Here is a 25,707-nt window from a genome sequence, read left to right as displayed (position 1 = left end):
GACCGGACATGCGGCGCTTTACCGGCGCTTAATTGGTTAATGGCACTCTGGGGGCATGAAACTCCAGAAACTCGTCTCATTGAAACTGCCTGCCGATCTGATCGCCGTGGTTGAGCGCGCGGCGCATGCGCAGGAACGCAGTCCGGCGGACCTCATCCGCGCGGCGCTGCTCGCGGCCTTCATGCCGCGCGAGGGGGAGGCCGATCCCGGCCTTGCTGAATATGCGGTGGTGCAAGAGGCGTTTCAGGCGGCCGAAGGCTGGCTGGATCTGCAAACCCGCCTGCGCGCCGTGGGCTTTGTGCTGCGGCTGCGCGAGGGGACCACGTTGGGTCTGCACGCCTGGCCCTCCAACCGGCATCTGATCGACGTCGAGGCTTTGGGCCAGTGCCTCACCGCCCTGACACTGCGGTTTCAGGCCCATTTCCCCGGCGTCATGCCGCGCCGGGCCCGGCTGGCCGATCTGACGGCCCCCGCGGTGGCCGCACCGCGCGGCACCCACCGCGCCGCGGGATAAGGCGCCGTCATCGCGCCCCCAGAACCGGCGCCGGGTCAACCGGTGCCGGACCGGCGTCAGCGATGATCCGCAGCGGCGCCCCTGCGCCATGGCGGCGGCGCGAGAGCCGCCACGATATGCTCCAGAAAGCCGTTGCTGCGCGCGGTCCGGACGCGGTTGGGGTTCACCAGCGCGCAGACATCCGCATCCGGCAGCTGCCAGTCCGGCAGCACCGTCACCAGCCGCCCCGCCGCCAGATCGGCGGCGACGCTCCATTCCGAGCGCTCCACAATCCCCTGACCCTCCAGCGCCCAGCGGCGCATCACCTCCCCATCATTGCAGGCAAAGACCGGCGTGATCCGCACCGAGGCCCGCGCCTTGCGCGGATGTTGCAACAGCCAGAGCGTCACATCGGCGTTGTTCTCGCGCACCACACCGCAGCGATGCCGGGCCAGATCGGCAGGTTCGCCCGGTTGCCCATGCTCTGCCAGATAGGCCGGTGCCGCGCACAGAAGTCTGCGGTTCGCCGCCAGCTTGCGCTGCGTGATGCCCAGATCCGGCAGCTGGCCGACATGGATCAGAATGTCCCACATTTCGGTTTGCAGCGCGCTGCGCGGATCCTCGGCAAGGCTGAGCAACGGATGCAGGCCCGGATGCGCGCTGGCAAACCGCCACAGCGCAGGCGCCACATGGGCGCGCCCGAACCCATGCGGCGCGATGATCCGCAACGGGCCGGTCAACAGACCGCGCCGATCGGCCAGTTGCTCCTCCAACAGGTCCAGATCCCGCAGGATCGCCTGGGCACGCTGCGCCAAAAGCGCGCCCTCATCGGTCAGCACCAGATGGCGGCCGCCGCGCTCCAGAAGACGCAGGCCCAACCGGTCCTCGATCACCGCCAGACGTTGCGACACGGCCGAGGGGGTCACATTCAGCTGCCGCGCCGCAGCCGCCAACGACGGCGCGGTCGCGATCAGCGCGAAAAACCGCAGGTCCGGAGACTCCATCATTAGCTCGCCCTTCATTCAGACCTAAGTTCAGCTTTATTTCACCGGATCGCCCCCCCCCTGTAAAGTCCCGGCACTGAACAGGAGATGCGATGATGTCCACACAGAGCTATCTGGCGGCGCTGCCGACCCCCTGCCTGATCGTCGATCAGGCCCGCATGACGCGCAACATCGGGCGGCTTGCCACCCGTGCGCGCGCTCTCGGGGTGGCGCTGCGGCCCCATCTGAAAACCGTGAAATCGGTCGCAGCGGCCCGGGCGATTCTGGGGGCGCAGGTGGCTGAAGGGCAAGCGCGGCCGATGGCGACCGTCTCAACCCTGGCCGAGGCCGAGGTGTTTGCCGCCGCGGGCATCACCGACATCATCTATGCCGTGGGGATCAGCCCGGACAAGCTGGACCGGGTGATCGCTTTGCGGCAATCGGGCTGCGATCTGGCGGTTATTCTGGATTCACTGCCCCAGGCGCAGGCCGTGGCCGAGGCCGCGCGCCGGGCCGGTCACCCCATCCCGGCGCTGATCGAGATTGACTGCGACGGGCATCGCGGCGGCTACCTGCCGCAGGATCCGGCGCTGATCGACTGCGCCCGCCTGTTGCAGGACGGCGGCGCCGAACTGCGCGGCGTGCTGACCCATGCGGGCGAGAGCTACAATGTGACGGGCCGCGCCGCCCATGCCGCCTTTGCCGCGCAAGAGCGGGATGCGGTCGTGGCGGCGGCGCAGGCCCTCCGAGCGGCGGGTCTGCCCTGTCCGGTGGTCAGCGTGGGATCGACACCCACCGCCCATGCCGCCAGCGATCTGTCCGGAGTGACCGAGCTGCGCGCCGGGGTCTATGTGTTTTTCGATCTGGTGATGGCGGGAATCGGCGTCTGCACCCCTGATGACCTGGCGCTCTCGGTGCTGACCACGGTGATCGGCCATCAGGATGCCAAGAGCTGGATTCTGATCGACGCGGGCTGGATGGCCCTGTCGCGCGACCGGGGCACCCAGCGGCAGGCCGTCGATCAGGGTTACGGTCTGGTCTGCGATGCGGCGGGAACCATCATCGAGGGGCTGATCGTGGCGGCCGCCAATCAGGAGCATGGCATCATCACCCGCCGCCCCGGCAGCGCGGCGCCGCTGCCCGATCTGCCGCTGGGCACGAAACTGCGGATCTTGCCCAACCACGCCTGCGCCACCGGGGCGCAACACAGGGAATACCACGTCCTGCCCGCGGATCCTGACGCCGAGCCGGTCGTCTGGTCCCGCTTTGGCGGCTGGTGAGGAGAAAACGATGCTCTATCTGTCCGAAGACCAGACCTCGGCCGTGATCACCCATGATCTGGCCCGCAGCGCCGTCCGTGCCGCGATGATTGCGGTGCTCGAGGATGCCGCCCACAGCTTTCCGGTGCTGATCGGCCATGCCAGCGATGCGCGCAACCGGTTCACGCTGAAATCCGCCAGTGACGCGCGGCTGGCCGGGGTCAAGGTGGGGTCCTATTTCCCCAGCAACGATGCGGCGGGGCTGCCGCGCCACAGCTCGACCACGCTGCTGTTCGATCAGACGCGGGGTGAGATCGGGGCGGTGGTTCAGGGCGGCCACGTCAATGCCTATCGCACCGCCGCCGCCAATGCGGTCGCCACCGAAGCATTGTCACGCCCGCCCTCCAGCGTGATCGCCCTGTTCGGCACCGGCAATCAGGCGGGATATGAGGTCGAGGCCGTGGCCCGCATCCGTCCCATCACCCGGGTGCTGGTGGTCGGGCGCAGCCCGGAGAAATCCGCAGCGATGGTCGCACGGCTGGCCGGGATGGGCCTGAACGCCACAGCCTGCGGGGCACAGGATGCCTGTGCGCAGGCCGATATCATCATCACCGCCACGACCGCGCGCGGACCGCTGTTTGCGGCAGATTGGGTGCGGGCGGGCACGCATATCTCGGCGATGGGGGCAGATGCCCCAGGCAAGCAGGAGCTGCCGCTGGCAGAGCTGACGCAGGCGCGGCTGTTTTGCGACCTGCCCGCGCAATCGCGCCGGATCGGCGAATATCAGCATGCGGCGCCCGATGCCCCCCTGACCGCCCTCGGCGCCGTCCTGTCGGGCACCGCGCCGGGGCGGCAGCATGCCGATGAGATCACCATCTTCGACAGCTCCGGCATCTCGCTGCAGGATCTCTACATCGCCGAAGCCGTCATTGCCGCCCATCTTGCGGCACAGGGCTGACGCGGGGACCGGATGGCCCGACGGCGGTGGCAACAGCAACGGCAACGGCCGGGCAACGCGGGCAGCTGCCCCCGCACTTGCCGGGGGGACGGCGCACTTCCCTGCCCCCCGCCCCAGCGGGACGCCCCACCAATCAGCGCCGTGGCACGCCAGATGTCACGGCGGCGCGCCACGCCCTACGGATCGCGGTTCAGGCGGCAGGATATGCTGCGGCTCCAGGGGCGCTCTGCCGCGTTTTCCACCTCGGCGGCGGGGCGATGCAGTGCCAAAAGCTGTGGGCACAGACCTAGACTCTCCCCTGTATCCCTGACCCGAACGAGGCTCCCATGACATTGTTGAAATCCATCGACCCGGCCAATCTCGGTGATCCGAAAATCAGTGAGGTGGATCCGGCCAAGATCCTTGCGGGCAACCCCGAGTTCCGGGTCTGGGCGCTGGACGAGTCCCGCGACGGCACGGTCCGCACCGGCGTTTTCGAAGGCACCCCGGGCGAGAATATCTCGATCAAGGGTGCATATTTTGAGTTTTGCCACATCCTTGAAGGTGTCGTTGAACTGACCGAGGATGGCCAACCCCCGGTCACCTATCGCGCCGGCGACAGCTTCGTGATGAAGCCGGGCTACTCAGGCCGCTGGAAGACCATCGAAAAGATGCGAAAGCTCTATGTGATGGTCGGCTGACACCCGGTGCGGGCGCAGGCGGGGCAAGATGTCCCCCCGCCTCTCCCCGGCCCCGCCCCACCCCAACGGTGCCCCGGCCATCAACCGCGCCAGATGTGACTGCAAAGCAGGGGACGCAAGGCAGAATATGCCGCACCCGCCCCGCCATTCCGCAGCCTGCCGGGTCTGGGTGGCCTATACTCGCCGTAAGACAGGATCAGGAGTCCCCATGCCCGCGCCCCTTTTGAACATCGAAACCGCGTCCGATCTGCCAAAACAGGCAGATGTCGTCGTGATCGGCGGCGGCATCATCGGCACCACCACCGCCTATTTCCTCGCACGCGAAGGTCTGCAGGTGGCGCTGATCGAAAAGGGCCGGATCGGCGCTGAACAATCCAGCCGCAACTGGGGCTGGTGCCGCCAGCAAAACCGCGATGCCCGCGAACTGCCGATGGCGCGCCTGAGCCTGCAGCTTTGGGAAGAGATCGCGGCGGATCTGGGCGTGGATCTCGGCTTTCGCCGCTGCGGTCTGCTGTATCTGTCGCGCGACGCGGCCGAGATCGAGACATGGGACGCCTGGGGGAAATTCGCGCGCGGCGAAGGGGTTGATACGCGCATGCTCTCCGCCACCGAAGCCAATGCGCGCGGCCGTGCCACCGGGCAATCGTGGAAGGGCGGCGTCTGGTCTCCCTCGGATGGCACGGCAGACCCGTCGCGCGCCGCACCGCTGATCGCGGCAGGGCTGGCGAAATATGGCAGCGCGGCGCATCAGAACTGCGCGGCACGCGGGATTGAGACCGCGGCCGGGCGGGTGACCGGGGTGATCACCGAAAAAGGCGTCATCGCCACCACCCGCGTGGTCATGGCCGGCGGTGCCTGGGCCTCTTCCTTCGTGAACCAGATGGGCATCACCATGCCACAAACGACCGTCCGCTCGACGGTGGTGTCGCTGCAGCCCAATGACCTTGATCTGCCCGCCGCGCTGCACACGGCCGCGGCCAATGTGACGCGGCGCGGCGATGGCGGCCTGGGTGTTGCCATTTCAGGCCTGGCGCGCGTCGATCCGACGCCGCAAAGCATCCGCTTCGCACGGCATTTTCTGCCGATGTTTGCCCGGCGCTGGCGCGTGCTGACCCCCGGCGATTTCCGCGCCCTTGGCTATGGGCATGAAACACGCAGCATCTGGCGCATGGACCAGCCCACCCCGATGGAGCGCTGCCGGACGCTGGATCCCACCCCCGACGCGCGGATGATCGCCAGAACATTGCGGCAGGCCTATGCGCTGCTCCCGCAGCTGAAAGATGTGGCGATCCAGACCAGCTGGTCGGGCTATATCGACTGCACGCCCGATGCGGTGCCGGTGATTGACCCCACCGTGGGGCCGGACGGATTCGTGCTGGCGGCGGGCTTTTCCGGCCATGGTTTCGGCATCGGCCCGGGCGCGGGACGGCTGATCGCCGATCTGGTGCTGGGCAAGACCCCCGCCTGCGACCACGCCGAATATGCACTGGCCCGCCTGCTGAAAAGCGTGCGCGGCAAAGTGTCTGATTTCTGACCTTTCCCCCAACCGACAGGCCCCTTCATGACGCCCGCCCATGCAGACGATTTCTTTATCGACGGCCGCTGGCAGCCTGCTGCACAGCCGGGTTTTCTGACCGTCATCAACCCCGCCACCGAAACCCCGATCGGCCAGATCGCGGCGGGCACGCCGGCCGAGGTGGATGCGGCGGTTGCCGCCGCCCGTCGGGCCTTTCCCGGTTTCGCGCAAACGACGACGCAGGCGCGCGCGGATCTGCTGGGGCGCATCCATGCGCTGATCCTCGCGCGTGCCGAGGAATTCGCCCGGGCCATCGCCACGGAAATGGGCTGTGCCATCACCTTCGCCCGTAATGCGCAGGTGCCATTCGCGGCGGAGCATCTGCGCGTGCAGGCCGAAGGGGTGCTGCGCTATCCGTTCCTGTCGCATCAGGGCACCACCGCCATCGCGCGCGAGGCGATCGGCGTCGCCGCGCTGATCACGCCCTGGAACTGGCCGCTGTACCAGATCACCGCCAAGGTCGCGCCCGCGCTGGCCGCGGGCTGCACGGTGGTCCTGAAACCCAGTGAGCTGTCACCCTACAGCGCGCTGCTCTTCGCGCAGGTGGTCGCAGATGCGGGCGCACCCGCCGGGGTGTTCAACATGATCGGCGGCACCGGCCCGGTGGTGGGCGCGGCTTTGGCGGCGCATCCGGAGGTGGATGCGATTTCCATCACCGGCTCGACCGGCGCCGGGGCCGCGGTCGCGCGCGGCGCCGCCGCGGGCGTCAAGCGCGTCGTGCAGGAACTGGGCGGGAAATCCCCCAATGTGCTGCTTGAGGATGCCGATTTCGGGGTGGCGGTCGAAAAGGGTCTGCTGGCGGGCATGCGCAATGTCGGGCAATCGTGCAGTGCCCCCACCCGGATGCTGGTGCCGCGCGCGCGCCTGCGCGAGGTTGAAGGGCTGGCGGCCCGCGCCGCTGCAGCCATCCGCCTGGGCGATCCGCAGGACGCCGCCACCGACATGGGCCCCATCGCCAACCAGGCGCAATGGGAGCGGGTGCAAAAGATGATCAGCACCGGCATTGCCGAGGGGGCCACGCTGATCGCCGGTGGCATGGGGCGACCCGAGGGGCTGGAACGCGGATATTTCGCCCGCCCCACCGTGTTTTCCAATGTGGCCACCGGTATGCAGATCGCGCAGCAGGAAATCTTTGGTCCGGTGCTGGTGATCCTGCCCTATGATGACGAAGACCATGCCGCAGAGATCGCCAATGACACCATCTATGGTCTGGGCGCGCATGTGCAATCGGCCAATGCCGACCGGGCACGCCGCTTTGCAATGCGCATCCGCGCCGGTCAGGTGCATCTGAACAACCCCGCCTGGGATCCCGAAGCACCTTTTGGCGGCTATAAACAATCCGGCAACGGCCGCGAATACGGCCGCTTCGGCCTTGAAGAGTTTCTGGAGACCAAAGCCATCATCGGCTACGGCGCGCCCTGAGCCTTCAACGGGGCCATGCGCGGCGGAATGGTCCTGAACATAAGCCTCGCCCCCCGCGCGCCGGACCCGCGCCGCTGTCACCGCCGTGGCGGCCCCGCCCGCATCCGGAGACGGCAGCGCAGGCACGCCTGTCTGGACACAGGATGGTGGCGTGGTATGTCCCAGATTATGCCACCGGAAAGGACCGCGCATGACCGTTCGCCACAAGCTTGATCGGATTGACCTGAAAGTGCTGGTCGAGCTGCAACGCAACGGCCGGATCAGCAATGTCGAATTGGCCGAGCGGGTGAACCTTTCGCCCTCGCCCTGTCTGATGCGGGTCAAGAAACTGCAATCGGCGGGATTCATCACCGGCTATACCGCGCAGATCGACACTTCAAAGCTGGGCGAAACGCTGACCGTTTTTACCGAAGTCACGCTGAAGAGCCACCGCCCGAACAATTTCTCGCGGTTCCAGCAGGCGGCCGAGAAAATCGAAGGCTGTGTGGAATGCCATATGGTGTCGGGCGGGTATGATTATCTGCTGAAATTCGTCACCGCCGGCATTGCCGATTATCAGGCCGTCGTCGAACGGCTGCTTGACGACCCCAGTTTTGAGATCGACAAATATTTCAGTTATATCGTGATCAAATCACCCTTCGTGAAGGCCGAAGCGCCGCTGATGCGCCTGTTTGAAACCAACGTCGAGCCGGACTGATCACCCTCAGTCGACGGTGGCCAGATCCACCCCGTCAAGCCAGGCCGGGTCAAGCTGCGGCACCGAGGCGATCAGCTTGCGCGAATAGGGATGGGTTGCCCGTTCCGCCAGATCTTCTGCCGGCAGCGCCTCGACCATCCGGCCTTTGTACATGACCAGAACGTCATCGCAGATGGCCTGAACCGTCGACAGATGGTGGCTGATGAACAGGTAGCTGACCCCCAGTTCCCGCTGCAATTCCGTCAACAGCTCAAGGATCGAGGCCGCGACCACGGTGTCCAGCGCCGAGGTGACCTCATCACAGAGGATAACCTGCGGTTTGGCGGCCAGCGCGCGGGCGAAATTCACCCGCTGCTTCTGGCCGCCCGACAATTCGCCCGGCAGGCGGTGGCGCATGGCGGCGGGCAGATGCACCATCTCCAGCAGCTCAATCACCCGCCGCTCGCACTCAGCCCCGCGGATCCCGTCGTAGAAAGTCAGCGGGCGGCCCAGAATATTGCCCACCGAGCGCGTTGGATTCAACGCGGTATCGGCCAGCTGAAACACCATCTGCATCCGCCGCAACTCTTCGCGCGAGCGGTTCTTCAGATCGGAGTCCAGTTGCTGGCCATCCAGCTGCGTTTCACCGCGATAGGCGGGCAGGATGCCCGCCAGCGCGCGCGCCAGCGTTGATTTCCCCGAACCTGACTCCCCGATCACGCCCAGATTGCGGCCCTTTTCCAACCGGAAGCTGACCCGGTCCAGAACCTTGAACCGCGGCTCTCCATCATGGATCGGTCCGTATCCGGCGCAGATGTTATTGGCCTCAAGGATGAAGCGCGGCCGCTTTTCAGGTGCGGCGGCGGCGGCCGGAACGCGGTGCACCGGTTTGAACGCCGCCAGCAGTTCGCGGGTGTAGGGGTGCTGCGGATTTTCAAGGATCTGGCGGGTCGTGCCCTGCTCCTGGATCTCGCCGTCGCGCAGCACGATGATGCGGTCCGCCACTTGTGCCACAACAGCCAGATCATGGCTGACATAAACGCCCGCCAGGCCCCCCCGCCGCATCACCGATTTGAAGGCGCGCAGCACCTCGATCTGGGTGGTGACGTCAAGCGCGGTGGTCGGCTCGTCAAACACCACCAGCGAGGGATCGGCGATCAGCGCCATTGCCGCGGCCAGACGCTGCAACTGCCCGCCCGAGACCTGATGCGGATAGCGCTCCCCGATGGTGTCGGGGTCCGGCAAGGCCAGCGCGCGGAACAGATCGCGGGCCTTGGCCTCGGCCTCCGGTTTGGGCATCACGCCGTGGATGCGGGTGATCTCGATCACCTGCTCCAGAATGCGGCGGCTTGGGTTGAAGGCGGCGGCGGCCGACTGCGGCACATAGGCCATGCGGGTGCCGCGCAGTTTCGCCCGCCCGGCATTGGACAGGATCACCAGGTTTTGCCCGCCAATGCGGATGGAGCCGCTGAGGAAAGTGCAGCCCTTTCGGGTATGGCCCAACAGCGACAGCGCGATCGTGGTCTTGCCCGAGCCGGATTCGCCGATCAGGGCCACGACCTCACCTTCATGCACGTCAAAGGACACGCCACGGATGATCTGCACCTTGCGGCCGGAATCGGTGACCGCCCCGATCTTGAGGTCGCGGATTTCCATCAGCGGGGCGGTTGCGGGGGTGGGGGTCAAACTGTCGATCATGCGCTGCGGTCCCGGATGATGGTGGGCAGGTTGTCGATGAAGAGGTTCATCGAAATGGTCAGCGAGGCGATGGCCAGTGACGGGAACAATACGGCCGGTGCCCCCATCGAAAGACCGGCGATGTTTTCGCGCACGAGGGCACCCCAGTCCGCGTTGGGCGGCTGCACGCCAAGCCCCAGGAACGACAGGCCCGAGAGTACCAGCACGATGTAGACAAAGCGCAAGCCGACATCGGCCAGAACCGGGCCGGTGATGCTGGGCAGGATTTCCTGCACGATCAGATAGGGGGTCCGCTCGCCCCGGGCGCGGGCCACGGTCACGAAATCCATCGCGTTGACATTGACCGCCAGGGCACGGGCAAAACGGTACGAACCCGGCATATAGACCACCCCGAGCATCACGATCAGCACCTCCAGCGACGAGCCGATGGCCGCCACCACCACGAGGCCGAACAGCAGGGACGGGATGCCGTTCAGCGCGTCCAGCAGCCGCGACAGCACCATGTCAAAGGCCCCGCCGACCACCGCCGCGATCATGCCCAGCACAACCCCGGCTACACAGGCCAGCGTGACCGCGGCCATCGAAATGCCAACGGTGTAGCGCGCGCCCACCAGAATCCGCGAAAACATATCGCGGCCCAGATAATCGGATCCCAGCCACAGCTTGGCGCTGACCGGCCCGAAATAATCCATGTCGATGATCTGGCCGACGGGATAGGTGGCCAGCCAACCGCCGAACAGGGCGATGCAGGCCCAGAACAAGATGACGCACAGCGAAATCCGGCCCGTCCAGTTGAAATGGATGCGCGGGCCGGGCGCGGGCCGGGCTGCGGCGTCTTTGGTGTCATGGGTCATGGTCATTTCCGCAGCCTCGGGTTGGACAGGATCGCCACGATATCGGCCAGCGCGATCAGCAAGAGATAGCTTGCGCAGAACAGGATCGTGCAGGCCTGGATCAGCGGCAGATCGCGGGTGGCGACCGAATCAAGCATCAGCTTGGCAACGCCGGGATAATTGAAAATCGTCTCGACGATGATGACACCGCCGAGGAGATAGGACAGCGACAGCGCCATCGCATTGGCGATGGGCCCGAGCGCATTTGGCAGGGCATGGTGCAGCACCATGCGGCGGCGCGAGGCGCCTTTCAGCAGCGCCATCTCGACATAGGGGGTGTCGATGGTTTCGATGACAGCGGCGCGCGTCATCCGGATCATCTGCGCCGAGACCACGAAGGCCAGCGTCATCACCGGCATCGCGTAGAACTGCAGCATCTGCCACAGGCTGTCGGCGCGCAAACCGCCATAGCTCAGCGCGGGCAGCCATTGCAGCCAGACCGCAAACACCAGCACCGCCACCGTGGCGACCATGAATTCCGGCACCGAAATCAGCGAAATCGTCACCGCCGACACGATCCGGTCATAGGCCGACCCGCGCCACATCGCCGCCGTGATCCCCAGAAACAGCGAGACGGGCACCGCCACCAGAGCCGTGAGCCCAGCCAGCCGCAAGGAGTTGTTCAGCCGGTCACCGATCATCTCTGCCACCGGCATTCCGGTCACATAGGATGTGCCAAGATCGCCCCGCAGCAGCCCTGTCAGCCAGATCACAAAGCGTTGCGCCGCGGGTTGGTCGACGCCCATCGCCTGCCGCAGACCGGCGGCGGCTTCGGGGGTCGAGGCCTGCCCCAGTAAGATCTCGGCCACGTCGCCGGGCAGCAGGGCAGTCGCGAAAAACACGATGAAAGACACGATCAGCAACGTCAGCAAGGTCAGCGCCAGACGGCGCCCGACAAGGATCGTGGGGGTGAGAAAACGGATCATGGGCGGCGTTCTCCGAAGGGGGCTTGCGGGCAAGGTCGGGATGGCGCGCGGGGGCGCCATCCCCATCGGATCACGCGTCTTCGAGCCAGCAGTATTCCGGGAAAACATAGCCCATCATGCCGCCCAGCGGGTTGGGTTTCCAGCCCTTCACCCGGTTTGACAGCCCGGCGATATCGGCGATGAAACAGGGGATGGCGGTGCCGGCCTCATTGGCGACCATCTCTTGCATCTCCCAATAGATCTCGGTCCGCTTCTCCTCATCGAGCATGCCGCGCGCCTCGATCAGCATGCTGTCGAACTTCTCGGATTTATACTGGCTCTCATTCCAGGCCGCATCGGATTTATACAGCAGCGAGAACAGGATATCGGGCGTTGGGCGCGGGTTGATATTGCCGAAATGGATCGGTGATTTCAGCCAGTAGTTCGACCAGTAGCCATCCGCCGGCATCCGCTGCACATCGAGATCCAGCCCGATGCCACGGCCCGAGGCCTGAATGATCGTGGCCATATCCACCGAGGACAGCGCCGCATCCGACGCGATCACCGGAATTTTCTGGCCGAGCACTCCGGCCTTTTCAAACAGGCTTTTCGCCCGGTCCGGATCATAGGCGCGCGGCAGCACATTGGGGTTGTGATAGCGGTTGATCGGGGGAACGGGCTGGTCATTCCCGATCTCGCCCATACCGCGCAGGGCCGATTGCAGGATGGTCTCGCGGTCCATCAGATATTTCATCCCCTCGGCAAAGCCTGCCTTCTGGCCGGGGTCCATATCCAGACGCATGTTCATATTGGTGTAATTGCCGAGGTTTTCCGCAACGCCACGCGCCTTGCCACTCGCTTCCAGCTGGCGGACGGCGCGCGGATTGATCGACCCGGCAATCTGGATCTGATCCGAAACCAGCGCATTGACGCGCGAGGCATCATCGGGAATGGCGAACAGCTCATGGCTGTCCAGATGCGGCAGCCCCGGCTTGAAGTAATTCGGGTTGCGCTGGTGCACCGAGCGCACGCCCGGCTCGAAGGTTTCAACGATGAACGGGCCGGTGCCGATGCCCTTGTTGAAATCGGTGGTGCCGTCCTTGACGATCATGAAGTGGTTCAGCGCCAGAATCGTGGTCAGATCCGCGTTGGGGCTGCTCAGCACGATGCGCAGGGTCAGCGGATCAATGGCGGTGATTTCCGACATCTGCTTGGCGATCGAATTGACCTTGGACCCCGTCGCCTCGTCCAGATGCCGCGCCAGCGAGAACACGACATCGGCCGAGGTCAGCGTGCTCCCATCATGGAAGGTGATGCCCGGCTTCAGGTGTACGGTCCAGGTTTGCGCATCATCAGTGTCGATGCGCTCGGCCAGTTCCATCTGGATTTCGCTGTTTTCATCAAGGAACGTCAGACGGTTATAGCTTGATGCACAGCGGATGTAATCCGGCGCGCTCGCGGCCTTGGCCGGGTCCAGCGTGTCGGCGGTTGAGCCGTGCCACAGCGCAGTCACCAGATGGCCGCCCTTTTTCGGCGTGGCCGCGGTCTGTGCCTGCGCGCGGCCCAACAGCGTGCCGCCCGCCATGACGGCGACACCCGATGCCATCAGCATCCGCAAAAGATCGCGCCGGGATGCGCCGCGGCGGATCGCGTTTTCGACCGCTGCATCGTCGTGCCGGGTCCAGTTGGTCACATTCTGATCTGACATTTCATGCTTCCCTGTTGAGATATGGCCTGTCGAGGTTTGGCCACTATGGATGGATCGTGCCGCTTTGATGCGGCTATCATTCATTCCGTTGCTTCCGTCTTCGTCGGCTGCCGCGCGCCTCAGCGCGCAGCAGCATCCACCGCATCCGCCAGCGCGCGCATGCTGTGAAAGTGGTAATCCGGCACTGTGAAAGCCTGCGGTGCGGGCGTACCGCCCCAGCCGTTCTCGGCGTGCCGGCGTTCGATCCAGCAATTGGTCATCCCAAGGCTGCGGGAGACGGCCATGTCGTGGTACTGGCTTTGGGCGGTGTGCAAAATGTCGTCCTTGCTGCCGCCATCCCGGGCCACATGGTCAAACACCGCGTGGAAAAACGCCGGGTTCGGCTTTTCCGCGCCGGTATCATCGCTGGTGAACCCGGCCCAGAACGGGTTGCCCAGCTTTTGCTCATAGCGCTCAAACCCCCAGCGCCGGGCATTGGTCATCGCGATCAGTTTGAAATGCTCGCGCAGACGGCCGAGCGCCTCGACGCTGTCGGGAAACGGGCGTGATTCGGCCACCGCCTCGACCATCGCGGCGCGGTAGGCGGGGGTGTCGGGCAGGCCCAGCGATGCCGCAATGGCGCCATAGCAATAGGCCAGATCATCCGGGCAGCGCGGCGCATCGGGACGCGAGCGGGCACCGAGATAGGCCGCATAGACCTGCTCCATGTCCAGCGTGACACCGGCCTCGGCGGCGGGGGCCTGCAGACCTTCGGCAATGGCGGTTTCAAAATCGATCAGCGTGCCGACGACATCAAAGCTCATATAGCGAAAGGCGGAAAACGGTTTCGGGGTCTCGGTCCGTTGCGGGGCAAGGGCGGTCATCTGTGTCTCCTGGCGTGGGATAGGCCGGCAATGGCTGGGGCTGCGCGGTCCGACATGCTTCGGAACCGGCGCCCTGAAGCCAGACTAGTCGCAGGATCGCAGATGATTTCACGCAAACGGGGGGCTTTCGCAGTGGAAACTGCCGTAGTTCACCCGATCGCAGCCAATTCATCGGGCATCATCTGCTGATCCGCCCATGCCCGGTTCTCTCTCCCGGGGCCAGAAAAAAGCGCCGCCGCAACGGGTGCGGGGCGCTTCAGCTCGGGCAAGAGCGGGGGCAGAGTGACGTAGGGGAATTATCGGGGCTGCGTGCTCAGCCGAGGGGCTGCGCCGCCAGCCCGTAAATCGCGGTCGCGCCGCTGCCGATGCCCGCGCGGGCGGGTACCGGGCCACGGTGCATTTCGATGACCCAATCGAAAAGCCCCAGCCCGCAGGCCGAGAGAAAGCTGCTGAGCGGGCCATTTTCCTCAGGCGTGTCCAACCGCAGAAAGGCGCCCGGATGCGCTGCGATCATCGGCGCAATCAGCGCCATCGCCGCCTCCGCCGACCCGGCGATGACCGGGCCGATCAACCTGCCCCGGCCAAAGCTGCGGATCAGCGCATAGCCGGTGATGCGGTCGCCCTCGAGGATCACGCGGCCGGTGCAGTCGGGCAGCAGATGGTTCAGCAAAGCGGTCCGCGCGGCGCCAAAGGCCTGCGCATCCAGCGCGCGCACCCCCGCGTGGTCATCGTTGGTCATATCGCGGCTGTCGAACAGCGCCGATGCCTCGGGCAGATAGATCGGACGCGCGATGCCCTGATGCTGCTGCACGGTGCGGATGGTGCGGAACCCCTCGCTTTCGTACAGGCGGTGCCCGCGCCGGGTCGAGTTCAGCAAAAACGCCTTGGCACCGCTGTCGGCCATCAGGCGGCGCAGCATCCAGCGGCCCGCACCAATGGCCTGCAGCCGCGGCGCGGTGATCATCATGCCAATCGTGGCCAGATCCGGGGTGACCGGGAACAACATCCCTGAACTCAGCGGGCGCTCGATATCATCCACGGCCAGATAGCCCTGCCCCAGATCGGTCAGCAAAGCGATATCCCGGCGACGGTGCGGCCAGCCCACGCCCACGGCCAGCTCATGCAGCGCTCGCTGATCCGCGTCGGTGCCCGCAAGCGCGCGCAGCGACACGTCGAATGCCGCCAGCCGCCGGGCATCGTCCGACCGGATATCCGAGGTTGCGTCACCCATGAGCTGATCCTTTGTCCGTCTGTGTCGCAAAACGCGCGCCAGCGCGGCCCTGCGGGTTTCCTATCACTTGACCGACAGCGATTTGCAGCGTCAAGCCGCGATCCGCGCCGCAATCCGCATCAGCCCGACATTTCCGCCACGGGCGAATGCGCGTGGCCGGTTTCTTTGCCGGGGCATCTGCGCCCTGAACCACCGGCGGCGGCGGTCAGCGCCCCCCCCCTCAGGGCAACGCATCCTTCACCCGGTAGTAGGCGCCGACAACCGGCATGAACCAGGGCTTGCCAGTGTGCAGCGGCACGGCCTTCCAGGCCATTGCGTCCAGCGGGTTGCTGCCTTCGACACCCATCGCAATATCGGCCAGGGCCGCCCCGATCAGCGTGGACATCTGCGCGCCATGACCCGAGTATCCCGCGCCATAAATCACCCCATCTGCCCGGCCCGCGCGGGGCAGGCGGTCCTGCGTGCAGCCCACCAGCCCGCCCCAGCAATAATCGATGGGGATCCCGGCCATCTGCGGCAGCATCTGAACCATCTGCCGCGCCAGCAGGTGCCCCGAGCTTTCATTCGTCCGCTGATCGGAGCGGGCCGAGAAGCGCGCCCGCCCGCCAAACAGCACCCGATTGTCGGGCGACAGACGAAAATAATTGGCGATATTCAGAGAGTTCACATAGGTGCGGTTGCCGGGCAGGATGGCCTGCGCCTCGGCATCGCTCAGCGGCCGCGTGCCAATGATGAACGAGGCAATCGGCACGATGCGCCGCCGGAAATAGGGGAAGGCCGCATCCGTATAGGCATCGGTGGCGAGAATGACCTGATCGGCGCTCAGCGCGCCTTGCGGGGTGATCAGCCGGGTGGCCGCCCCCTCGGACCGACGGGCGGTCACCGGCGTGTGCTCCCAGATCACGGCGCCATGACGGCAGGCAGCGCGCGCAAGCCCGTTGACATAGTCGCCCATGTGCATCATCGCCGATTTCGGATAGAGGATCGCGCCGTGAAACCTGTCCGAGCCGATCTCGGCGCCCAGCGCATCGCGGTCAAGCCAGCGGACACTGTCATCAACCGCGCCGCGGATCTCCCGCGCCATCGCCTGCATCCGCGGGATCTGCGAGGGTTTCGACACCAGTTTCAGCTTGCCAGAGCGGCGGAAGGCGCAATCGATGCCCTCTTCCGCGACCACCGCTTCGATCAGATCAATCGAGGCGTCATAGGCCGCCCAAAGCCGCCGCGCACGGTCGGCCCCGAGATGCGCGGCGGCATGGCCGAAACTCTCGGCCATGCCGCTGTTCAGATGGCCGCCATTGCGCCCCGAGGCACCAAAGCCGACATGCTGCGCCTCAAGCACGGCCACCTTGCGACCGGCCCGCGCCAGACGCAGCGCCGCCGACAGCCCGGTGAACCCGGCACCGATCACCGCGACATCGTAATGCCCGGCCACATCCCCGGTCTGCGCGCCGTCAAAGGCCCGCGCCGTGTCATGCCAATAGGATTTCTGTTTCATCTGCCGACCACCCCGAAGGGCGCCGGAACGGGCGGGGTGAAAGGGAATGTTGGCATGATACCTCCGTCGGCGATCAGATGCCTTTATCGCGCGGTTCCGCCGGAACAGCTTGCTGCCGTGGCGCGGTATTGCGCAGCATATTGCGTTTTTACCCGCCAGAACGGCAGGCTGTGCCGCCGGGCCCGCGCTACCACAGATCAGGCGCAAAACCGCGCCGTCAGCCCGCGATGAGGACAGCATGCACACCAAGATTTTGGCCGACCTCGTCGGGTTTCCCTCGGTCGTGGGCACCCCCAATCACGCCATCGTCGACTATGTCGAGGCGCATTTCGCCGCCCATGGCATCACCGCCACCCGGATCCCCGGACCCGAAGGCGACCGCGCCAATATCTTTGCCACCATCGGACCGGCGAATGTGCCGGGCTATGTCTTGTCGGGGCATCTCGATGTGGTGCCCGCGACCGAACCGGACTGGCAGGCGGACCCGTTCGTGTTGCGGCAGTCGGGGGAGCGGCTGATCGGTCGCGGCGCCTGCGACATGAAGGGCTTTGTGGCCGCGATGCTGTCGGTGGTGCCCGATCTGGTCGCGCGGCCGCTCAGGGTGCCCATCCATTTCGCGCTCTCCTATGACGAAGAGGCCGGGGGCCGGGGCGCGCCGCATATGATTGCGCGCCTCCCCGATCTGTGCGCCCCGCCGCTGGGCTGCATCGTCGGCGAGCCGAGCAATCTGGTGCCGGTGCTGCGCCACAAGGGCAAGATGGCCCTGCGGGTCACCGCGCGCGGCATCCCGGGCCACAGTTCCCGCCCCGATCTGGGGCGCAATGCGGTGCATATGCTGGCGCCGGTCATTGCCGCCGCCGTGACCGCGGCACAGGATCTGCAATCGGGCGCGCAGGATGCGATGTTCGCCCCACCTTGGTCCAGCCTGCAAATCGGGGTGATCCGGGGCGGCGCCGCGATCAACATCATCCCCGACCACGCCTTTATGGACATCGAGGCCCGCGCCATCGCGGGGGTTGATCCGGCCTGCCTGCTGGCGCCGGTCCGCTCCGCCGCCGCCGCCACGGGCGATGATATAACCGTCGAGATCCTGTCCTCCTACCCGCCCCTTGCGATGTCGGAAGACGATCCGTTGGCGCGGTTGATGGCCGGGATCAGCGGGCAGGCGCCGCTGCCAGCGGTCAGCTATGGCACCGAGGCGGGTTTGTTCCAGCAAGCGGGCATTCCCACGGTGATCTGCGGTCCCGGCGACATCGGGCGCGCCCATAAACCCGAGGAGTATCTGACCCTTGCCGAGCTGTCGGCCGCCCGCGCCCTGATCATGGCGCTGGTGGAAAAGGTGGCGGGCTGACGCGCCCCTGCCGCTCTGGCCCCGCCCGCCGCAAGCCGGATCCTGTGTATTTCCGGTTGCCGACAGCCGATTATGCCGCGAAACCTGCCGATCCGGTGCCATCTGTTTCGCCACAGCGGCCAAACTGGACCTGACACGTTACATCCCACCCCCCCGAGGAAGCCCATGACCCAGAACACCATTTTCACCAGTCCCGCCGGAGATGCCGACGTCACGCTGGTGCCGATGACCCCCGCGCATCTGGACGGTGCCCTTGCCCTGTCGCAGGCCGCAGGCTGGCCACACCGGCGCGAGGACTGGGCGAATTTCCTCGGCATCTCTCAGGGCATCGTCGCCCTTTGCGCGGGCGAGGTCGTCGGCACCGGCATGTGCAGCATCTTTGACGGGCGCGCCCGGCTGAGCCTGATCATCGTCTCGGAGAAGATGCGCAGCCGCGGTCTCGGGCGGCGGATCATGACCGCGCTGATCGCGCTTGGCGGCGATCTGCCCATGTCGTTGACCGCCACCGAAGACGGGTTTCCCCTCTACCGCAAACTGGGGTTTGAGACCGCCACGACAGTCTCGCAATATCAGGGCATTGCCCGGGCCGGGACAGAGCTGTTGGCGGGTGCGGGCATTCGCCGCGCGGGTGAGGCCGATATGGCCGCCCTCCTCGACATGGACCGCAAAGCCACCGGCGCGGGGCGCGCGCCGCTGCTGCAGGCTCTGGCGGCGCGGGGCAAAATGTGGATTGCTGACAAGGGCTTTGCATGTCTAGTGCCTTTTGGACGTGGTCTGGTGCTCGGCCCCCTGGCGGCGGCAGATCTGGACACGGCGCAGGCACTGCTGGCCCAGGTGGTTGCGGATTGTGACGGCATGTTCCTGCGTGTCGACACCGATCCCGCGCAGGGATTGGTGCCGATGCTCACCGCGCGGGGCCTGATGCCGGTGGGCGACGGCACGGTGATGCACCGCAGCGCAGCGCCGGTCCCGGAGGGGATGACGGCCTTTGCGCTGGCCTCACAGGCGCTCGGCTGAACACCGGATTCCGGCCTGCGGCATTGCCCGGCTGACCAGCGTGATCACAGCCGGGCGGATGGAGACATCGCGGCCGTCAGCGCCTCTCTCCGGGGCCCCGCAGGGCGGCCCGCCGGGCGCTGACACCCTGCGGGACCCGGTTTGGGGTTGATATCGGACCGGGCGCGGCTTTTAGTCGGCGGCGACATGCTACCGGAGGCCGCGATGAACCCGCAAAAGATTGCCATCATGGGCGCTGGCGCCGTTGGATGCTACTATGGCGCGATGCTCGCGCTGGCGGGCGAGGCCGTCTGCCTCATCGGGCGGCCCGCGCTGGCAGAGGCGGTCCGCGCCGACGGGCTTTTGCTTGAAAAGGCCGGCACGATGACCCGGGTGGCGGTCGAGGCCAGCACCGAGCCCGACGCCGTTGCCGGGGCAGACATTGTGCTCTTTTGCGTCAAATCCCCGGATACCGAAGCCGCAGGGGCCGCCATCGCGCCGTTTCTGGCCGAAGGGGCCACCGTGCTCAGCCTGCAAAACGGCGTCAGCAATGCCGGGCGTCTGGCGGCGGTCCTCGGGCGTCCGGTGATCCCCGCCGTGGTCTATGTGGCGGCGCAAATGTCCGGGGCGGCGCATGTCACGCATCGGGGGCGCGGCGAGCTGATCCTGGGCGAACATGCCGCAAGTGCCACGGTTGCCGCGCGCCTTTGTGCGGCAGGCATCCCCACCGAAGTCTCGGCCACCGCCGACTCCGCGCTCTGGTCGAAACTGGTGATCAATTGCACGCTGAATGCGGTGTCGGCCCTGACCGGGCAGCCCTATGGCCCGATCATCGCCATGCCGGGCGCCGAAGAGCTGATGCGCGGGATCGTGGCGGAATGCGCCGCCGTGGCCTCGGCGGCGGGTGTCCCTCTGCCCGCGGATCTTCTGGCACAGGCCATGACCATCGCGCGGACCATGCCGGGGCAGATCTCGTCGACGGCGCAGGATATGCAGCGCGGCAAGACCACCGAAATCGACTATCTGAATGGTGAGATCGTCCGCTTGGCTGCGGCCTATGGCATTCCGGTGCCGCTGAACAATGCGCTGACGCTGATGGTCCGGCTGGCCGAAACGCGCTGAGCCGCGGCGCATGCGCGGCAAAGGGCACGGCGCAAACAGGGCAGGAACCACGTGAACTGCGGATGATTTTCGGGAAATCCCCGCGGGTCAATCTTGCGCCAACCGGCTGACATCATTGACCCGCGACAGGGGGATATTTGGTCGGAGCGAGAGGATTCGAACCTCCGACCCCCTGCTCCCGAAGCAGGTGCGCTACCAGGCTGCGCTACGCTCCGACCGTGCTGCGGGGGTTACAATGTCCCCGCAGCATTTGCAAGAGGAGCGTGAGAGTTATTTTGCGCCCCGCCCCACCGGCGGCAACAGGCGCTGCAAAATGCTCGAGCGCGGCGAGGTGACCGTCTCGTTTCGGCCACGGGTGGAGAGCACCGGCTGATTCTCGGAGACCGACCCCCGGCTTTCCCGAAACACGATATACATGCCCGAGGCGATGATGGTGCCCGCGCCAATGATCGTGGCCAGATCCAGTTTTTCGCCAAACAGGAACCAGCCATAAATCGTGGCCCAGATGATCTGCGAATATTGCATCGGTGCCACCACTGCCGCTTCGCCCGCACGATAGGCCATGATGATGAGGAACGAGGCGGTGAGGCCAAAGACCGCGATCACCGCCAAAAGCCCCAGATCCGAGAGCGCCATCGGCACATAGACGAAGGGCAGCGCCGCACCCATGAACAGGAAGTTGGCCACCATAGGGTAGAGCAGAAGCACGACCGAGCGCTCTTCGGCCCCGATCTTGCGCACGATGACAGAGGCGGTGGCACCGCAAATGGCCGAGATCAGCGCGGCGGCATGGCCCACCTCGAGATCAGCCTGTCCGGGCCGCAGCACGATCAACACGCCGATCAGCCCCAGAATCACCGCGCCCCAGCGGTGCAGGCCGACGCTTTCGCCGAGGATCGGGATCGAGAGGATGGTGATCAGCAAAGGCGCCGCGAAGAGAATCGCATAGACCTGCGCCAGCGGCAGTTTGGAAAAGGCGTAGAACGCCGAGACGCCGGTGACCACGGTGCAGACCGTCCGCGCCACCATCCACCAGGGATGCCTGGGCCGCAGATTGCCCTCGCGCTTCTCATTCAGCAGAATCACGGAAACCACGGGAAAACTGAGCAGGGCCGCAAAGAACACGATCTGAAAAGCGGTCATATGGGTGCCCAGGGTTTTGATCACCACATCATGCGTCGCGTAAATGCCCATCGCGATCAGCGCGAGCAGCGCGCCCTTCGCATTACTCTTGTTCCCGCTCATGAAATTCGCTCCCGTTTGCGCTCACATTGTCGGTCTCGGGGGCGGATTGGCAAGTCCGGTTTCCCGCCATGAAAAAACGGCGCGGAAATCCGCGCCGTTCTGTGTCGTTTTGGCCCGCCTGCGCGGTTGCGCCCGGAGACCACTCTCCGAGACTTGGCTCAGAGGCTGGCGTCGAGGGCCGCGATGATCGCATCGCCCATCTGGCTGGTCGAGACCGGGGTACCGCCCTCCGGGCCCATCAGATCGGCCGTCCGCACGCCATCGGCCAGAACTTTTTCCACCGCCTTTTCAAGGCGCGTGGCCTCATCGCCCTGATCAAAGCTGTAACGCAGCGCCATCGCGAAGGACAGGATGCAGGCGATCGGGTTGGCCTTGCCCTGACCGGTGATGTCGGGGGCCGAGCCGTGTACGGGCTCATAGAGCGCTTTCGGGCGGCCATTGGCCATCGGCGAGCCGAGCGAGGCCGAGGGCAGCATCCCGAGCGAGCCGGTCAGCATCGCGGCGGCATCCGACAAAAGGTCGCCGAACAGGTTGTCGGTGACGATGACGTCGAATTGCTTGGGGTTGCGCACCAGCTGCATCGCGCCGTTGTCGGCATACATATGGCTGAGCTCGACCTCGGGGTATTCGTTGTCATGCACCCATTGCACTTCTTCGCGCCACAGGATGCCCGATTCCATCACATTGGCCTTCTCCATCGAGCAGACCTTGTTGCCGCGGCGCTTGGCCAGCTCGAAGGCCGAGCGGGCGACGCGGCGGATCTCGTTGGTGGTGTAGCGCTGGGTGTTGATGCCGACGCGGCCGCCTTCATTGTCCGGGAAAATCCCGCGCGGTTCGCCGAAATAGACGCCCGAGGTCAGCTCGCGCACGATCATGATGTCGAGACCGGCAACGATGTCTTTCTTCAGCGAGGAGAAATCGGCCAAAGCGTCAAAGCACTGCGCCGGACGCAGGTTCGAGAAGAGGTCCATCTCCTTGCGCAGGCGCAGGAGGCCGCGCTCGGGCTTTACCGAGAAGTCCAGCACGTCGTATTTCGGGCCGCCCACGGCGCCGAGCAGAACCGCATCCACTTCCTGTGCCTTGGCCATCGTGTCGTCATGCAGCGGCGTGCCATGCGCGTCATAGGCGCAGCCGCCCACGAGGTCTTCGGAGACGTCAAAGGCCAGACCGCGCTTGTCGCCGTACCAGGTGATGATTTTCTTCACTTCGCCCATGACTTCGGGGCCGATGCCGTCGCCGGCCAGGATCAGGATGGATGGGTTAGCCATGGGGTTCCTCCGATGGAAAAGCGTTCGAAAACGGGTTGCAAGCGGCCTATCCAATGGGGGACGCAGGGTCAAGAACCGGGCCGTGAAACAAGGCTATTGCAGCGAAATATCTGCCCAGACGAGGTGATGGCGCGCGGCGGCGGCGGCCTCGGCGGCACCCGGCGTCTCCGGGGCGGGCCAATAGACCCCCGCGCCCGTCACTGTCAGCGTGGCGGCGGGCAGAACATAGTCAACCCGCAGGTTGCCGGGGCCGGGCGCATCCGGCCAATCGGCGGTATCCAACGCCGGGTCGCCCCGATGGGTCGCATTATCCCCGCCCTGCCCGGCCGCGGCCACCCCGCCCGCGCTGCGCGGTGCGGGATCTTGCAGCGCAGGATGTGCCAAAAGAGCGCGCAGGGCCTCCGGGCGGCCATCGCCATCCAGCGGGTCGAGGTTGGCATCGCCCAGCAGCACGAAAGGGGCATCCGCCGGTTTATCGGGCAAAGCCCCCTCCAGATAGCGCAGCCAAAAGGCGGCTTCATCATGGTTGCGGCGGCCATTGCGGTCCTCGGGCCCGTCAAACACCGGCGGGGTGGCGGCAAAGATCCAAAGATGCAGCGGCGCGCCATTCGGCATCTGCACCGGCAGGTCCCAATGCACGGTGGAGGAGAGGCGCTGCACCGCCTGCGCCCCGGGCGAGAGCGCCGCGCCACCGATCAGCGATCCGGGCAGGTCGCGCCAGAGAAAGCCGGAGAAATCCCGAAACCCGTCCTCCAGGATCGGCAGGCGTGAGAGGACGGCGACACCTCCCTGCCCGGCAAAGCGGCCAAAACCCTGCGCGTCGCCCGCCCCGCCCCGCCGCCCGTCGCCATCAAGGTCAAGATCGGTCGCCCAGCCGCTGTTGGGGCGGGCGGTGAACTGAAACGGAAAGGGGGCGGCGAGGCCCTGGTTCAGCGCGGACAGAGCATGGGCGTCGTAGTCCCAATCCATGCCGGTCAGCACCAGCACATCGGGTTGCGTGGCGGCGATCACCGCGCGCACGGCGGCCAGTTGGGCATCCTTGCCCGAGGTCAGATCGCGCAGCAAAAGGCCCGGCCCGTCGCGGGTCAGATCCGCGTGGAAACTGGCGATGCGGATATCCTGCGCGGCCAGCGGCGCCGCGCTGAGCAGCACGGCGCACAGGCCGATCAGGCAAAGGCCGTTGCGCTGCGCGGCATGGAAAGCTGGCGTTTGTGCGCGATCATCGCCGCCACCCGCCCCATGGCGATGCCGCGCATGAAAAGACTGGCCGGAAGAAATGCCCATGCGGTCACCATCCAGATCATAGACTGCGCCGACTCGAGCGAGACCGGCGCGAAATCATGCGCCGTCAGTTTGAGCGCCGCCGGAATAAGGAACGGCAAAACAAAGCCCAAAGCAATGTTCACCCGCGCATCCCGCCGCAGCCGCGCCACCACATCGCCGCCCGCCGTCGGGTCAAAGGTCGGCAGATTGACCCAGACGTTGAAGCCGCCGCGCGGATGCGGCCAGCCCATCATCCGCAGCACGATGACGAAATATCCCAGCGTGATCAGCGAGATGATATAGGCCACCCCGGCGGCCGAGCGCAGCAGGGTCACCTGCGCGGCGCTCTGCCCCTCGGGCAGGACCAGCACCAGAAGGCGTACCGGCGAATAGGGGAAATCAATGCTCTGCGCCACCGCGCCGCCGATGGCCTGCACAAACTGGATCAGCGGCGAGCTTTGATATTGCCCCGCCACCAGCGCCGAAAGGCTGAACAATGTCAGGAACAGCGAGATCAGCCGCAGACGGTTGAAGGGCGGCGCATCGCGGAATTCGATCAGGCCGGGATAGATCGAAGCATATTCGACAAAGGTCAGCACCCCGGCAAACAGCGCGACCAGTGCCACGATTTGCGTCGTGTCATGCCCCGTCCCCGGCAACATCAGCGCCGGGGTGGCGATGACCAATATCACCAAGAAAGCGCGGATAAGCGCCCCTGTCAGCCGTGCAACCACTGCGTCCAACCTCTGCCCTGGCCGGGTTCGGTACATTGCCGAATCCCTTGTGCCGATACGTCCGCCAATTGCGGCGGAATGCCTCATTCTTGACAAAATTCTGCCCATATCGGTGCCCCTTGGCAATCTTTAGATAGGGTTAACCAAGACTTTCGGGCAGAACCGGGGCAAAACTGGTGCGGGATTGCATCAAAAGTGGCGCCAAAAAAAGGCCGCCCCCGGGGGATCCCGAGGGCGGCGCAAGATGTTGTGTTCAGGGGCTTTTCAGCCCATAGGCGCTCAGGCCCAGGGCTGCGACTGCGCCAGTTTCGCCTCATAGGCGTCGATCGAGGCGGCCTTTTCCAGCGTCAGGCCGATGTCGTCGAGACCGTTCAGCAGGCAGTGCTTTTTGAACGCATCCACCTCAAACGGATAGGCGGTGCCATCCGGCGCGGTGACAGTCTGCTCTTCCAGATCGACGGTCAGACGGGCATTGGCGCCGTTTTCCGCGTCCTTCATCAGCGCATCCACCACATCCTTCGGCATCACGATCGGCAGGATGCCGTTCTTGAAGCAGTTGTTGAAGAAGATGTCGGCGAAAGAGGTCGAGATCACGCAGCGGATGCCAAAGTCGAGCAGCGCCCAGGGGGCATGTTCGCGCGACGAGCCGCAGCCGAAGTTGTCGCCCGCCACGATGATCTCGGCCTTGCGATAGGCCGGCTGGTTCAGCACGAAGCTTTCGATCTCGCTGCCATCGAGGTTATAGCGCATCTCGTCGAACAGATTCACACCCAGCCCCGACCGTTTGATGGTCTTGAGGAAGTTCTTCGGGATGATCATGTCGGTGTCGATGTTCAGCAGCGGCATCGGCGCGGCAATGCCGGTGAGTTTGGTGAATTTATCCAT

At 65.7% G+C, this 25,707-nt stretch carries 23 protein-coding genes and 1 tRNA gene; 10 read left to right on the top strand and 14 right to left on the bottom strand.

The genetic code is table 11. The features are described 5' to 3' along the window. Positions 1-55 precede the first annotated feature (55 nt). Positions 56-514, top strand: coding sequence for a CopG family transcriptional regulator (locus tag ACEN2S_RS03295; protein ID WP_441862327.1), 459 nt, complete (start codon positions 56-58; stop codon positions 512-514). A 56-nt stretch (positions 515-570) separates the two neighbouring features. Here the strand turns inward: ACEN2S_RS03295 and ACEN2S_RS03290 are convergent, their stop codons facing one another. After that, a complete protein-coding gene (locus ACEN2S_RS03290) occupies positions 571-1,500 on the bottom strand; it encodes a LysR family transcriptional regulator (RefSeq protein ID WP_441862324.1) in 930 nt (309 codons plus the stop codon). Between the two features lie 89 nt (positions 1,501-1,589). On the opposite strand from ACEN2S_RS03290, the gene ACEN2S_RS03285 reads away from it, so the two are divergent. The 6 genes from ACEN2S_RS03285 (at position 1,590) to ACEN2S_RS03260 (ending at position 8,068) form a co-directional block, all read left to right on the top strand. Beyond that, positions 1,590-2,756, top strand: coding sequence for an alanine racemase (locus ACEN2S_RS03285; protein ID WP_441862321.1), 1,167 nt, complete (start codon positions 1,590-1,592; stop codon positions 2,754-2,756). A 10-nt stretch (positions 2,757-2,766) separates the two neighbouring features. Further along, a complete protein-coding gene (locus ACEN2S_RS03280; RefSeq protein ID WP_441862318.1) occupies positions 2,767-3,693 on the top strand; it encodes an ornithine cyclodeaminase family protein in 927 nt (308 codons plus the stop codon). 326 nt (positions 3,694-4,019) lie between these two features. Further along, a complete protein-coding gene (locus ACEN2S_RS03275; RefSeq protein WP_441862317.1) occupies positions 4,020-4,373 on the top strand; it encodes a cupin domain-containing protein in 354 nt (117 codons plus the stop codon). Between the two features lie 208 nt (positions 4,374-4,581). Continuing rightward, on the top strand, positions 4,582-5,907 hold the full coding sequence (locus ACEN2S_RS03270) for an NAD(P)/FAD-dependent oxidoreductase (RefSeq protein ID WP_441862315.1): 1,326 nt from the start codon (positions 4,582-4,584) through the stop codon (positions 5,905-5,907). Between the two features lie 27 nt (positions 5,908-5,934). Then, complete coding sequence (locus ACEN2S_RS03265; RefSeq protein ID WP_441862313.1) at positions 5,935-7,371, top strand: aldehyde dehydrogenase family protein; 1,437 nt, start codon at positions 5,935-5,937, stop codon at positions 7,369-7,371. A 190-nt stretch (positions 7,372-7,561) separates the two neighbouring features. Beyond that, positions 7,562-8,068 (top strand): Lrp/AsnC family transcriptional regulator, encoded by a 507-nt coding sequence (locus ACEN2S_RS03260; RefSeq protein WP_441862311.1) that lies wholly within the window; start codon positions 7,562-7,564, stop codon positions 8,066-8,068. Between the two features lie 6 nt (positions 8,069-8,074). Here ACEN2S_RS03260 and ACEN2S_RS03255 read toward each other — a convergent pair whose 3' ends face one another. The 7 genes from ACEN2S_RS03255 to ACEN2S_RS03225 all read right to left on the bottom strand — a co-directional run bounded on the left by ACEN2S_RS03255 (position 8,075) and on the right by ACEN2S_RS03225 (position 16,843). Continuing rightward, the gene (locus tag ACEN2S_RS03255; RefSeq protein WP_441862309.1) at positions 8,075-9,745 is read right to left on the bottom strand and encodes an ABC transporter ATP-binding protein; all 1,671 of its coding nucleotides are present in this window, start codon (positions 9,743-9,745) and stop codon (positions 8,075-8,077) included. Next, complete coding sequence (locus ACEN2S_RS03250) at positions 9,742-10,599, bottom strand: ABC transporter permease (protein ID WP_441862306.1); 858 nt, start codon at positions 10,597-10,599, stop codon at positions 9,742-9,744. Before ACEN2S_RS03250 ends, ACEN2S_RS03255 begins: the two co-directional genes overlap by 4 nt. Positions 10,600-10,601: 2 nt before the next feature. Next, positions 10,602-11,564, bottom strand: a complete 963-nt coding sequence (locus ACEN2S_RS03245; RefSeq protein ID WP_441862304.1) for an ABC transporter permease — start codon at positions 11,562-11,564, stop codon at positions 10,602-10,604. Between the two features lie 70 nt (positions 11,565-11,634). Continuing rightward, positions 11,635-13,251, bottom strand: coding sequence for an ABC transporter substrate-binding protein (locus ACEN2S_RS03240; RefSeq protein WP_441862302.1), 1,617 nt, complete (start codon positions 13,249-13,251; stop codon positions 11,635-11,637). 119 nt (positions 13,252-13,370) lie between these two features. Next, positions 13,371-14,114 carry an HAD-IA family hydrolase gene (locus tag ACEN2S_RS03235; protein WP_441862300.1) on the bottom strand — a complete coding sequence of 248 codons (744 nt, stop codon included), beginning with the start codon at positions 14,112-14,114 and terminating at the stop codon, positions 13,371-13,373. A gap of 313 nt (positions 14,115-14,427) precedes the next feature. Further along, positions 14,428-15,345 (bottom strand): N-acetyltransferase, encoded by a 918-nt coding sequence (locus tag ACEN2S_RS03230; RefSeq protein WP_441862297.1) that lies wholly within the window; start codon positions 15,343-15,345, stop codon positions 14,428-14,430. Positions 15,346-15,565: 220 nt separating this feature from the next. After that, on the bottom strand, positions 15,566-16,843 hold the full coding sequence (locus ACEN2S_RS03225) for an NAD(P)/FAD-dependent oxidoreductase (RefSeq protein ID WP_441862296.1): 1,278 nt from the start codon (positions 16,841-16,843) through the stop codon (positions 15,566-15,568). A gap of 238 nt (positions 16,844-17,081) precedes the next feature. On the opposite strand from ACEN2S_RS03225, the gene argE reads away from it, so the two are divergent. From argE to ACEN2S_RS03210, 3 genes are all read left to right on the top strand, one after another. Further along, the gene (gene argE, locus ACEN2S_RS03220) at positions 17,082-18,194 is read left to right on the top strand and encodes an acetylornithine deacetylase (RefSeq protein WP_441862293.1); all 1,113 of its coding nucleotides are present in this window, start codon (positions 17,082-17,084) and stop codon (positions 18,192-18,194) included. A 165-nt stretch (positions 18,195-18,359) separates the two neighbouring features. Then, the gene (locus tag ACEN2S_RS03215) at positions 18,360-19,211 is read left to right on the top strand and encodes a GNAT family N-acetyltransferase (protein WP_441862290.1); all 852 of its coding nucleotides are present in this window, start codon (positions 18,360-18,362) and stop codon (positions 19,209-19,211) included. 204 nt (positions 19,212-19,415) lie between these two features. Then, entirely contained in the window at positions 19,416-20,312 is an 897-nt protein-coding gene (locus tag ACEN2S_RS03210) for a ketopantoate reductase family protein (protein ID WP_441862288.1), read from the top strand. A gap of 138 nt (positions 20,313-20,450) precedes the next feature. Here the strand turns inward: ACEN2S_RS03210 and ACEN2S_RS03205 are convergent. The 6 genes from ACEN2S_RS03205 to leuD all read right to left on the bottom strand — a co-directional run bounded on the left by ACEN2S_RS03205 (position 20,451) and on the right by leuD (position 25,707). After that, positions 20,451-20,527, bottom strand: a tRNA-Pro gene (locus tag ACEN2S_RS03205). A 55-nt stretch (positions 20,528-20,582) separates the two neighbouring features. Beyond that, a complete protein-coding gene (locus ACEN2S_RS03200; RefSeq protein ID WP_441862286.1) occupies positions 20,583-21,557 on the bottom strand; it encodes a DMT family transporter in 975 nt (324 codons plus the stop codon). Positions 21,558-21,715: 158 nt separating this feature from the next. Further along, entirely contained in the window at positions 21,716-22,825 is a 1,110-nt protein-coding gene (gene leuB, locus ACEN2S_RS03195) for a 3-isopropylmalate dehydrogenase (RefSeq protein ID WP_441862284.1), read from the bottom strand. A 93-nt stretch (positions 22,826-22,918) separates the two neighbouring features. After that, positions 22,919-24,109 carry an endonuclease/exonuclease/phosphatase family protein gene (locus ACEN2S_RS03190; protein WP_441862282.1) on the bottom strand — a complete coding sequence of 397 codons (1,191 nt, stop codon included), beginning with the start codon at positions 24,107-24,109 and terminating at the stop codon, positions 22,919-22,921. Then, on the bottom strand, positions 23,992-24,822 hold the full coding sequence (locus tag ACEN2S_RS03185) for a hypothetical protein (protein WP_441862911.1): 831 nt from the start codon (positions 24,820-24,822) through the stop codon (positions 23,992-23,994). Before ACEN2S_RS03185 ends, ACEN2S_RS03190 begins: the two co-directional genes overlap by 118 nt. 279 nt (positions 24,823-25,101) lie before the next feature. Beyond that, a complete protein-coding gene (leuD, locus tag ACEN2S_RS03180) occupies positions 25,102-25,707 on the bottom strand; it encodes a 3-isopropylmalate dehydratase small subunit (protein WP_441862280.1) in 606 nt (201 codons plus the stop codon).

Source organism: Phaeovulum sp. W22_SRMD_FR3, from assembly GCF_052113705.1.
In the GTDB taxonomy this organism is placed as follows: Bacteria; Pseudomonadota; Alphaproteobacteria; order Rhodobacterales; family Rhodobacteraceae; genus JBGQOG01.
Note: the sequence above shows the minus strand (reverse complement) of the source record. Positions and strands in the feature narration are given on the sequence as shown.